This is a genomic window from Dysosmobacter segnis (genome assembly GCF_014297285.1).
Classification (GTDB): Bacteria; Bacillota; Clostridia; order Oscillospirales; family Oscillospiraceae; genus Oscillibacter; species Oscillibacter segnis.
In genome coordinates, this window is the sequence record NZ_JACOQI010000014.1 from 78,560 (window position 1) to 88,691 (window position 10,132).

Annotated in this window: 10 protein-coding genes; 9 read left to right on the forward strand and 1 reads right to left on the reverse strand. The window is 58.4% G+C overall.

The features are described from left to right. Positions 1–136 precede the first annotated feature (136 nt). From tnpA to H8Z83_RS13255, 6 genes are all read left to right on the forward strand, one after another. Positions 137–529 carry an IS200/IS605 family transposase gene (tnpA, locus tag H8Z83_RS13230; protein ID WP_187015483.1) on the forward strand — a complete coding sequence of 131 codons (393 nt, stop codon included), beginning with the start codon at positions 137–139 and terminating at the stop codon, positions 527–529. 9 nt (positions 530–538) lie between these two features. Further along, the gene (gene tnpB / locus H8Z83_RS13235; RefSeq protein ID WP_187015484.1) at positions 539–1,651 is read left to right on the forward strand and encodes an IS200/IS605 family element RNA-guided endonuclease TnpB; all 1,113 of its coding nucleotides are present in this window, start codon (positions 539–541) and stop codon (positions 1,649–1,651) included. A 419-nt stretch (positions 1,652–2,070) separates the two neighbouring features. Then, a complete protein-coding gene (locus H8Z83_RS13240) occupies positions 2,071–2,910 on the forward strand; it encodes a transporter substrate-binding domain-containing protein (protein WP_187015485.1) in 840 nt (279 codons plus the stop codon). Positions 2,911–2,941: 31 nt separating this feature from the next. Continuing rightward, on the forward strand, positions 2,942–3,601 hold the full coding sequence (locus H8Z83_RS13245) for an amino acid ABC transporter permease (protein WP_187015486.1): 660 nt from the start codon (positions 2,942–2,944) through the stop codon (positions 3,599–3,601). 4 nt (positions 3,602–3,605) lie between these two features. After that, positions 3,606–4,328, forward strand: coding sequence for an amino acid ABC transporter ATP-binding protein (locus H8Z83_RS13250; protein WP_187015495.1), 723 nt, complete (start codon positions 3,606–3,608; stop codon positions 4,326–4,328). 38 nt (positions 4,329–4,366) lie between these two features. Continuing rightward, on the forward strand, positions 4,367–5,806 hold the full coding sequence (locus tag H8Z83_RS13255; RefSeq protein WP_187015487.1) for an amidohydrolase: 1,440 nt from the start codon (positions 4,367–4,369) through the stop codon (positions 5,804–5,806). A gap of 136 nt (positions 5,807–5,942) precedes the next feature. On the opposite strand, the gene H8Z83_RS13260 is transcribed toward H8Z83_RS13255, so the two are convergent. Next, positions 5,943–6,881, reverse strand: a complete 939-nt coding sequence (locus H8Z83_RS13260) for an alpha/beta hydrolase (protein ID WP_187015488.1) — start codon at positions 6,879–6,881, stop codon at positions 5,943–5,945. 137 nt (positions 6,882–7,018) lie between these two features. On the opposite strand from H8Z83_RS13260, the gene H8Z83_RS13265 reads away from it, so the two are divergent. The 3 genes from H8Z83_RS13265 to iscB form a co-directional block, all read left to right on the forward strand. Next, entirely contained in the window at positions 7,019–8,293 is a 1,275-nt protein-coding gene (locus H8Z83_RS13265; RefSeq protein ID WP_187015489.1) for a hypothetical protein, read from the forward strand. Positions 8,294–8,305: 12 nt separating this feature from the next. After that, on the forward strand, positions 8,306–8,998 hold the full coding sequence (locus H8Z83_RS13270) for a DUF6320 domain-containing protein (RefSeq protein ID WP_187015490.1): 693 nt from the start codon (positions 8,306–8,308) through the stop codon (positions 8,996–8,998). Between the two features lie 329 nt (positions 8,999–9,327). Continuing rightward, a partial coding sequence (gene iscB / locus H8Z83_RS13275) for an RNA-guided endonuclease IscB (protein ID WP_187015491.1) occupies positions 9,328–10,132 on the forward strand: 805 nt, incomplete at its 3' end.

Here is a 10,132-nt window from a genome sequence, read left to right on the forward strand (position 1 = left end):
TTTGCGGCAGCGTTTTTTTATCACGCGTGGCGTAATACCCCTGCCTTTAGGCATGGGGATATAAGCCACACATTGTTCCCTCGTAACAAGACTTCCGAGGATTGTGTTAGATGCCGTTGAGTGGTATAATAAATCCATGGAATATAAAAGCAATCACAATGTGGTGTACTCCTGCAAGTATCATGTAGTCTGGTGTCCAAAATACCGCCGCAAGGTCTTGGTCAACGGTGTCGATATACGCTTGAAGAAACTCATAGAGGAAATCTGCGGCGAATACCACATCGACATCATAGAGATGGAAATCATGCCCGACCACATCCATTTGCTCATGGAGGTAGACCCGCAATTTGGCATACATAAAGCGGTAAAACTAATAAAAGGGCGAACGTCCCGTGTTTTGAGGCAAGAGTATGGATGGCTCCGCTCAAGGATTCCGTCTTTGTGGACAAATTCATATTTTGTTTCTACCGTTGGCGAAGCGCCTTTGTCGGTCATCAAGCAGTACATAGAGAACCAGAAGAATGTGTGAGGTATCGAGATGGAATACAGCTATAAATTCCGCGTCTACCCCACCGCGGCGCAAGCGCGGCAGATACAAAGAACGTTTGGCTGTTGTCGGTTCGTCTGGAATCACTATCTCGCGTTGCGGAAAGACTTCTATGAGCAAGATGGAAAGACAATGAACTATAGTACCTGCTCTGGGGATATGACACAGCTCAAGAAAACCCTTCCCTGGCTGAGAGAAGTAGATGCAACCGCTCTGCAATCTTCTCTGCGTGATTTAGACACGGCATATCAAAACTTCTTCCGGCGTGTGAAACAGGGCCAGAAACCCGGCTATCCAAAATTCAAGAGCAAGCACCATAGCAAGAAAAGCTATAAGAGCAAGTGCGTGGGGACGAATATCAAGGTGCTGGACAAGGCGGTGCAGCTCCCAAAACTCGGCTTTGTAAAGTGCCGTATCTCCAAAGATGTCAAGGGGCGTATCCTGTCCGCTACTGTCAGCCAGAATCCAAGCGGAGAATACTTCGTTGCCCTCTGTTGCACCGATGTAGAAATAGTGCCGCTGACCTCTACCGGGGCGGTAGCCGGTATCGACATGGGCCTGAAAGCATTTGCAATCACCTCCGATGGCGTAGAGTATCCGAACCATAAATACCTGACACGGAACCAGAAGAAACTTGCCAAACTCCAGCGGCAGTTGTCCCGAAAATCAAGGGGCAGTAACCGCCGGGAAAAGGCGAGGATACAAGTAGCCCGTCTCCACGAACACGTTTCCAACCAGCGGCAGGATATGCTCCATAAGCTGTCCACCAGCCTTGTGAGAACCTATGACCTGATTGCGATTGAGGATTTAGCTCCGTCCAATATGGTCAAGAACCACAAACTTGCCCGGTCTATTTCTGACGCAAGCTGGGGCGAGTTTCGGCGGCAGCTGGAGTACAAAGCGGCGTGGTACGGAAAACAGGTGGTCACGGTCGACCGCTTCTTTCCGTCCAGTCAGCTTTGCTCCACTTGCGGTGCTCAATGGCCAGGAACGAAAGACCTGTCCGTCCGGGAGTGGGCTTGCCCCAAGTGCGGCACTATCCATGACCGGGATGTAAACGCCGCAAAGAACATTTTGAATGAGGGCTTGCGCCTGTTGGCGTAGCAGAAACATACGGTAGGGCGGGACACGCCCAAACCTATACGCTCGGGGACACCGTGTAAGACCTCGCTGGTGCAGGCGGTGGTGGCTGAACCGAGAATCCCCCGGCTTTAGCCGTGGGGAGTGTCAACCGAAGGTCCGTTCTGCATGACCATCTGCCTTATGTCCAATCGTCACCTGCCTGCGCTGCAATTCCTGACGGGTGGGTTAATCTGCAGCCCTCGGCGGATTTGACCGACCCTGTTTTCCGCATCCGAAGGCCCCTTGCATGAAGGCTACAAAAACGTTGAAATTTTTGCTTAGTAATTTGGTAACGAATTACCACGCTAAAGCGTTGACAAATGAAATCGTCCCTGATATGATAAATGCCATCATAAGGGCGGCACCAACGTCCCGAAACCAACAGAAACGAGGGCAAGGATATGAAAAAGGCAATGGCAATTTTGTTGGCGGCTGTTCTGGCACTGGCCTGCACCGCCTGCGGCGGCAGCAAGAACGGGGAGACCAAGGACCGTCTGGCGCAGATCAAGGAAAAGGGCTACATCGAGCTGTGTACCGAGCCCTATTTCGCCCCCTATGAATATGTAGACCCCAACAAGAGCGGGGAGGACCAGTATCAGGGCATGGACATTGAGGTGGCCAGGTACATCGCCGACAAGATCGGCGTGGACCTGAAGATCACCGCTCTGGATTTCACCGCCGTGCTGGCCGGTGTGGCGGACGGCAAATATGATTTCGCCATCTCCGCCATCGCCTATGCCCCTTCCCGGGCGGAGGCCATGCGGCTCAGCGATGTGTACTACTCCTCCAATACCGGCTATGGCTTCATCGTCCGGACGGAGGACGTTGACAAATATAACGACCTGGATTCCTTGAAGGATGCCGTGGTCATCACCCAGAGCGGCTCCGTTCAGGAAGCGCTGTATAACCAGTATATCAACGGCGCCTGCAAGGAATTCAAGCTGGTGGCCAACATGACTGACGGCTATCTGGCCGTGGCCGAAGGCAAGGCCGATGTGTGCATCTGCTCCACTGCCTCCGCCCAGCTGTATGCCGATGCCAACGGCGGCATGTCCATCCCCGACTACCGCTTTAAGGTGGACCCCAATATGAACGGCACCTGCGTGGCCATGCCCATGGAGGGGACGGAATCTCTGGCGGAGCTGGTGAACCAGTGCATCGCCGAGCTGAAGGAAAACGGCCAGACGGACATCTGGTACAGTGAATATGAAGAGCAGGCCGCGGCTCTTGGCATCGAATAAGCGGCAAAATCGGTTTTAGGAGCGGAATCCTATGGAAAAGGTCATCAAGGTTTGGTTGAAATATTATCCGGTGTACCTCTCAGGCCTGTGGGGCACCCTCTGGATCTCGGCAGTCACCGTGTTTCTGGGGGCCCTGCTGGGCATGGTGGTGGCCCTCATGCGGATGAGCCGCCTGAAGATCCTCCGGACCGTCTTCAATGTATATGTGGAGATCCTCCGGGGCACCCCCATCCTTCTCCAGCTGTATTTCTTCTGGATTGGCCTGCCCAAGCTGGTGCCCTTTGAACTGACGGATACCCAGTGCATCGTGGCGGCTCTGGTGGTAAACGCCTCCGCCTTCATCTCCGAGATCATCCGGGCCGGCATCGGCGCGGTGGACAAGGGGCAGTGGGAGGCCGCCCGGAGCATCGGCCTTTCCGAGACCCATGTGATGACCCGCATCATCCTGCCGCAGGCGGTGAAGAACATTCTCCCGGCCCTGTGCAACGAGTTCATCTCCACCGTGAAGGGCACCTCCCTGGCCTCCGTGTTCTTCGTGGGGGAGCTGATGACCAGCTTCAAGACCGTCCAGAGCGCCACCTTTCTGGCGCTCCAGTCCCTGACCATCGTGGGCATCATTTATTTCCTGTTGAACTTTATCCTCTCCCGGCTCCTGCGGGTCATTGAAAGGAGGCTGACCGTCAGTGACTGACGTGATTCTGGAAACCCGGAACCTGAAAAAGAGCTTTGGCAAGCTGGAGGTGCTGAAGGGCATCTCCACGGGAATCCGCCGGGGCGAGGTGGTGTCCATCATCGGCCCCTCCGGCGGCGGCAAGTCCACGTTTCTCCGCTGTCTGAACCTGCTGGAAACGCCGGACGGCGGCCAGGTCCTCTTCAAGGGACAGGACATCACCGACAAAAAGCTGAACATCTCACAATACCGCCAGAGCATCGGCATGGTGTTCCAGCATTTCAATGTGTTCCCCAACCTGACGGTGCTGGAAAATGTGACACTGGCCCCGGTTCTGGAAAAGAAGGTCCCCAAGGATCAGGCGAAAGAGGAGGCCATGGCCCTGCTGCGCCGGGTGGGTCTGGGGGACAAGGCCGATGAGTATCCCCGGAAGCTCTCCGGCGGCCAGAAGCAGCGGCTGGCCATCGTCCGGGCCATGGCCATGAAGCCGGAGGTCATGCTTTTTGACGAGCCAACCTCCGCTCTGGACCCGGAAATGGTCAAGGAGGTCCTGAACGTCATCCGGGAGCTGACCCGCAGCGGCATGACCATTCTCATCGTCACCCACGAGATGGGCTTCGCCCGGGAGATATCCGACCGGGTGCTCTTCATCTGTGACGGCGTTATCAAGGAGGAGGGAACCCCGGAGCAGATCTTCACCTGCCCCCACGAGCCCAGCACCATTAAATTCCTGAGCATGGTACTTTGACACTCCCCATGACTCATTCGGTAAAGGAGATTGATATCATGATCCAGACCATCAAAGATCTGGTTTCCGCCAAGGCGGATACCACCGTGGCCCTGGCCAAGGAGATCTGGGGCTACGCCGAGCTTTCCTACGAGGAAACCAAGTCCGCCGCCGCCCTCATCGCCGCCCTGAAGCAGGAGGGCTTCACCATTGAGGAGGGCATCGCGGATATTCCCACCGCCTTTACCGCCACCTATCAATGCGGCAGCGGCAAGCCGGTGGTGGGCTTTCTGGCGGAGTATGACGCCCTGTCCGGCCTGAGCCAGAAGGCGGGCTGCCCGGTACAGGAGCCCGTCCAGGAGGGCGGTGCCGGTCACGGCTGCGGCCACAATCTGCTGGGTGCGGGGTGCTATGCCGCCGCCGTGGCCCTGAAGGACTACCTGATCAAGGAGAAGAAGGATGGTACCGTGATCTTCTTCGGCTGTCCTGCCGAGGAGGGCGCCGGTTCCAAGCAGTTCATTGCCCGGGCCGGGTACTTTGACAATGTGGATTTTGCCTACACCTGGCACCCGGAGACTGTCAATGAGGTGGGCTCCCGGGGCAGCGTGGCTATCATGGGTGCCAACTTCACCTTTGACGGCATCGCCGCCCACGCCGGCGGAGAGCCCCATTTGGGCCGCAGCGCCCTGGACGCCGTGGAGCTGATGAACGTGGGCTGCAACTACCTGCGGGAGCACATGATCGACGCCGCCCGCATCCACTATGCCTATTCCGATCCCGGCGGCACCGCCCCCAACGTGGTCCAGAGCCACGCCGTCATCAAGTACGAGGTCCGGGCCCCCAAGGTCAGCCAGGTCCAGGAGCTGTTCACCCGGGTGGTGGACGTGGCCAGGGGTGCAGCGTTGATGACCGGTACCAAGATGAAGTATGAGATCACCATGGCCTTCTCCGATTATGTTCCCAACCGCACTCTGGGGGCCGTGGTGGATCAGTGCATGCGGGAGCTGGGTGCTCCGGAGTGGACTGAGCCGGACTGCCGGCTGGCGGCGGAGTTCCTCCGTACCTATCCCCGCACCACCATGGTGGGCATCCGGGAAAAGCTGGGCTACTACTTTGAGCCGGAGGAGCTGGACGCCGCTCTGGAAAAGCCTCTGGACCGAGTTATCCATCCCTTTAACCCCAAGGAGACCGCCTACAGCTCCGGTTCTACCGACGTGGGCGATGTGGGCTACGCCACCCCCACCGTTATGTTCCATGTGGCCACCGCCTGCCTTGGCAACGTGGGCCACTCCTGGCAGAATACCGCCTTCGCCTGCTCCGACATCGGTATGAAGGGCATGCTGCGGGCGGCGGAGATCATGACCCTGGCCGCTATCCGCACCATGGACCAGCCGGCGGTCATTGCCAAAGCCCGGGAGGAGCTGAAGCAGAAGAACGGCGGCGGCAGCTACCACTGCCCACTGCCGGACTATGTGACGCCTCCCATCGGCCGCTATTGAGCTTCACAGCCTTCAGCCGCCCGTGCCGGTCTGCCAAAGAACCGCTGCTTTCAAATACATCCGGCCCATCCGCCGCCTGGAACGCACCTGACTACAAAAGCAAAAGGCCCGCTCTTTCGAGCAGGCCTTTTCGTTTTTATAGCTCCAGCAGAAACCGGGCGGCACTTTCCATGGCTGCCGCCGCTTTTTTGATGGGGAACATCTGAAATACGTGCCACATTCCCTCGCTGACCTCCAGCCGGCAGGGCACATGGGCCGCCCGCAGCGCCGCAGCCAGGGACGCGGAATCGGAATAGAGGATCTCATGGTCTCCCACCTGGATCAGGGTAGGCGGAAAGCTCCCCAGGTCCCCCAGCAGGGGCGACAAATCCGGGTCATGGAGATCCCTGTCCCCGGCGTATGCCCTCCGGACGGCCTCGATGTACTCCGGCGTCAGCATGGGGTCGCTCTCCACCCGCTCCCGGTAGGATGCCCCGGACATGGTCATATCCGTCCAGGGGGACATCAGCAGCAGGGCCCGGGGCATCCAGCGCCCAGCGGCCTTCAAGCGGCGGCACAGCACCAGGGCCAGGTTGCCTCCGGCGGAATCTCCCGTCACCGTTACGTTTTCCGCACCGTATCCCCGATACATCAGATAGTCCCAGGCCCGCATGGCATCCTCCACTGCCGCCGGGTAGGGATGCTCCGGCGCCAGCCGGTACTCAAAGCTCAGCACATCGTAGCCGGTGACGTGGGCCAGTTTGGAGGACAGCACCCGGGAATAACCCAGGTTGCCGCTGGTATAGCCGCCGCCGTGGCAGTAGAGGATCACCCGGCGGTCCCCATGGGGCGCTTTCAGCCGGGTCCAGGCAGCAGGCATGGTCCCGATGGAAAGCTCTTCATACTCCATCCCCGCCATAGGGGCGGTAAGGCGGCCCAGAATTTCCTGGTTCCGGCGCTGATGCTCCAGCTCCTCCGGGGTCATGGCCTCCGGGGAACCGGCGCTGTGCAGGGCTTTCAACGCCCGCATCAGCGGGTCCATCCGGGGTTTTTCGGCATCCGTTTTCCGTTTTCTGCCTAATTGCAGCTTTTCCATAGGTCCTCCGCTCTTTCGTGTTAATTGCAGAATATCATAAATCGCGGAAAATGGGAAGTGGAAAATGGGCCAACTCTTGCTACGCCATTCCCCATGTGCTACAATGACCTGTAACTATTTTCAGGGAGGTGACGCGGATGGCAAAACCGGACAGTCAGTGGTACCGGCTGGACAATGCCGGCATTCTCTATTCCGCCCTGCAAAGGGAGGAATATTCCGCCATCTACCGCTTCTCCGCCCTGATGACAGAGCCGGTGCGGCCCGCCGCCCTGCAAAACGCCATTGACCGGGTGCTGCCCCGGTTCCCCAGCTTTGCCGTCCGCATCCGCCGGGGTTTATTCTGGTACTATCTGGAGCCAAACACCGCCCCGGGCCCCTTTTTGAAGGCCGACGTGGCCAATCCCTGCCAGCCGGTGCGCTTCCGGGAGGATAACGGCTGGCTGGTGCGGTTTTACTACTACCGGAACCGCATCTCCCTGGAGGTGTTCCACGCCCTGTCCGACGGGGCCGGGGCCCTGATCTTTTTCCGGACGCTGCTGGCGGAGTATCTGCGGCAGACCGGCATAAGCGTTCCGGCCGGAAACGGCGTGCTGGACCTGGAGGAACCGCCCCGGAAGGATGAGCTGGAGGACGCTTACGCCCGCTATGCCGGGCGGCACGCCCTGGGTCTGCGGCGGATGCCTAAGGCCTATGCCAACACCGGCACCCCGGAGCCTTTTTACACCTTCCATGTCACCATGGGCTTCGTGCCCCTGGAGAAGCTCCGGGAGGCCGCACGGAGTTATGACGCCTCCATCACAGAGTACCTTTCCGCCGTGCTGATCCACGTGCTGCTGGAAAAGCAGCGCCGGGAGCATCCCCACAAGGAACGCCCGGTGGCCCTGGCGGTGCCCATCAATCTGCGAAGCTGGTTCCCCTCGGAAACGGTGCGGAACTTCATTACCACCGTCCGCCCCAGCATCGACCCTGCCCTGGGGGATTACACTTTTCCGGAAATTGTCTCCCAGGTGCGGCATTATATGAAGCTCCATATCCACCGCCAGGAATTACAGGCCGCCTTTACCGGCAATGTCCGCTTTACGAAAAATTTCTTTCTCCGGGCGGTACCGGTGTTTCTGAAAAATCCGGTAATGGCCCTGAATTATTACCTTTTCGGCGTGCGGCCTTACTCCTGCACCTATACCAATCCCGGTGCCTTTACCGTGCCGCCGGAGATGGCTCCCCATATTCAGGGCATGGAGGTGGTGCTGGGCCAGGCCACCGTGCCCCGGTGCCACTGTGCCTCCATCAGCTATGGAGACATCATGGAAATCACCTTTGCCGGCACCCAGGCCGAAACGGACACGGAGCGGGACTTTTTCCGCTTTCTGGTCCGGGAGGGCATCCCGGTGCGGATCGAGAGCAACCGATAAGAGGAGTATTTTATGTCTTACTGTGTCAACTGCGGCGTGGAGCTGGACCCCAGCGCCAAAACCTGTCCCCTGTGCGGGACGCCTGCCTGGCATCCGGAACTGGATGCGCCGCCCTACTTTCCCGCCAACTCCGCCGCCGTACAGCCCGCCTCCAGGCGAGAGGCCGCCATTCTGCTGACGGCTATGCTGGTGTCCGTGTCCCTGTGCTGCGGGCTTTTGAACCTGTTTCTGCCCACGGACCGTCCCTGGTCCCTGTACGTCATCGGGGCGGCGGTGATGCTGTGGGTCTGGTTCACCCTGCCTATGGTGCTGCGGCGGCTGCCGGTCTTTTTCCGGCTCACCGCCGATGTGGCGGCCATTGGCATCTATGTCTGGCTCATCTCCATCGACCTGGGCGGCAGCCGCTGGTTCCGGGGGCTGGCCCTGCCCATGAACGGCTGGGCTGGGGTGCTGGTCTTTCTTTTGAGCTTTCTGCTCCGGGGCGGGCGGCGCTCCACACTCTCCGCCATTGCCCTGATCATCGGGGCGGCTGGGCTTCTGGCGATGGGCATTGAATTCTGCATCGACCGGTATTTCCGTGGTGTGTGGCAGCCAGGGTGGTCCCTGATCGTGCTGGCGGTCTGCGTGGGACTCATCATCCCCCTGCGGATCGTCCGGCGGGTGCCCTCTCTCCGGGAGGAGGCCCGCCGCCGCTTCAACCTGTAATTTTAAGGAGGCTTTCTTTATGAACATCTCTCAGATCGTCAATAACCCCCACCAAATCTAACGATTTGGAGGGGGCTTGCGAGAAATCGTAAGCCCTGATTGACTACCCTAAGTGTTTCGAGCACTACGTTACTCAAGAATGTAAGAATAGGCACCGGCGGGCGTGAATCCGAACCTGCCGCACTGCGGTGTGTGATTAAAAGCTCTGAGGGTAAGGAGCGGTGTTGCACACGAAAACCTTGAGATAACATTGGGTACGGATACCTGACGACCGAAAGGCTGCGTGGCTTTTTCGTTAGCCACAACCAAAGAAGAAGGAGGAAGGCATCATGCCAAACAAAGTGTATGTCATCAACAAGCACGGACGTCCGCTGATGCCCTGCTCCCCGGCAAAAGCCCGTCATCTGCTGGATGAAGGGAAAGCCAAAGTGAAGAAGAGGACGCCCTTTACCATCCAGCTGGTCTACGGAAGCAGTGGCTACACCCAAGAAGTCATTCTGGGCGTAGACGCTGGAAGTAAGACCATCGGGATGTCGGCATCCACTACAAAAGAGGAGCTGCTCTCCGCAGAAGTAAAACCTCGAAATGACGTGGTGGATTTACTATCCACCCGTCGAGAGTTCCGCAGAGCCCAGAGAAACCGCAAGACCCGGTATCGCAAGCCGCGCTTCGATAACCGAGTCCGCAGCAAGCACAAGGGATGGTTGGCGCCTTCTGTGGAGGTCAAAATCCAAGAGCACATCACCTCAATCAAGAGGGTTTGCCGCATCCTGCCCGTGAGCAAAGTGGTCATAGAGACCGCCGAGTTCGACCTGCAGCTGCTGAAAGCCATCGAGGAAGGCAAACCTGTCCCGCAGGGCGAGGACTACCAGCAGGGTGAGATGTACGGTCACTACAATGTACGGCAATACGTGCTTTGGAGAGACGGGTACACCTGTCAGTGTTGCGGAGCACACGCAACCAAGAAAAAAGAGGTCCGGCTCCATGTCCATCATCTGGAGAGCAGGAAGGTAGGCGGCGACGCCCCGGACAACCAAGTTACCCTTTGCGAGAGCTGTCACGAAAAACTCCACAAGGGGTTGATTGCGGAGAAGGACTTCAAAAAGCGCAAGCGGAAGTCAACCAGAGATGCCA